This window comes from Streptomyces sp. NPDC007917 (assembly GCF_042959105.1).
In the GTDB taxonomy this organism is placed as follows: Bacteria; Actinomycetota; Actinomycetes; order Streptomycetales; family Streptomycetaceae; genus Streptomyces.
The window spans coordinates 1-1122 of sequence record NZ_JBIBKK010000089.1 but is presented as its reverse complement, the minus strand read 5'-3'; the positions used below and the strand labels follow the sequence as shown (position 1 = coordinate 1122).

At 69.3% G+C, this 1122-nt stretch carries 1 protein-coding gene; it reads right to left on the bottom strand.

Features of this window, described 5'->3' with window-relative positions; genetic code table 11:
• Positions 1-36 precede the first annotated feature (36 nt).
• A partial coding sequence (locus ACFZDL_RS47235) for an IS30 family transposase (protein ID WP_391194643.1) occupies positions 37-1122 on the bottom strand: 1086 nt, incomplete at its 5' end.

Below are 1122 nucleotides of genomic sequence, written 5' to 3'. Positions count from 1 at the left end.
CTTGGGTTCAAGGGGTCGTCGCAACACCACTTGGTTTCAGGTGGTGAGTAGATCACGTAGACGCTCGGCTGGGGTATCCCAGCCGAGCGTCTTGCGTGGGCGGCCGTTGAGTTCCTGGGCGACGTGTTCGAGGTCTTCGGGACTGTGGACGCTCAGGTCGGTGCCCTTCGGGAAGTACTGGCGCAGGAGTCCGTTCGTGTTCTCGTTCGAGCCGCGTTGCCAGGGCGAGGCAGGGTCGCAGAAGTAGACGGGCATGCCGGTGGCCATGCTGAACTGCTTGTGGCGTGCCATCTCGCTGCCTTGGTCCCAGGTGAGGGAGCCGCGCAGGTGGGCGGGCAGGGTCTGGATCGTGGTGACGAGGCCGTCGCGGACGGTCTCGGCGTCGTGGGCGCCGCCCGGCAGGTGGACCAGCAGGGTGTAGCGGGTGCTGCGCTCGACCAGGGTGGCGATCGCGGAGCGCCCGCCCGCGCCGATGATCAGGTCGCCTTCCCAGTGACCGGGCACGGCCCGGTCCTCGACGTCGGCGGGGCGGTCGCTGATCATCACCATCGGGTCGATGAACCGGGGCGTGCGCCGCTCGGGGTCTCGGCGTGGTCTGCGGCGGGTCCGGCCGGAACGGACGGCTGCCTGCACTTCCCGCTTCAGGCCGCCGCGGGCCTGGAAATACAGCGCCTGGTAGACCGTTTCCACGCTCACCCGCATGTTCTCGTCGTCGGGATGTTCTCTCCGTAGAGCGTGGCAGATCTGCTCCGGCGACCACCGCTGGCGCAGTCCGTCCTGGACGAAGCGGCGCAGCCGTCCCTCACGCAGCAGTTTGCGCTCCTTGGGCCGAGGTCTGCGCGCTGCCGCTGCCCGGTGGGCGGCGTAGGGCTGGTAGCCCTCGCTGCCCGAGTGCGCGTCGATCTCCCGCTTGACCGTGCTCGCCGGCCGTCCCAGAGCACGCCCGATCGCCCGCAGCGAGCGGCCCGCCGCGCGCAGATCGCGGATCTTCTCGCGCTCGGCCAGTGTCAGAAACCGCGCATGCAGTTGCTTTTCCAGGGCTTGTAGGCCCACCGGTGCTGTGGTCACGCCGCTCATCGTGACGGTCCCGGTGGTGTAGTCGACACGGCGGCCGTCGGCGTA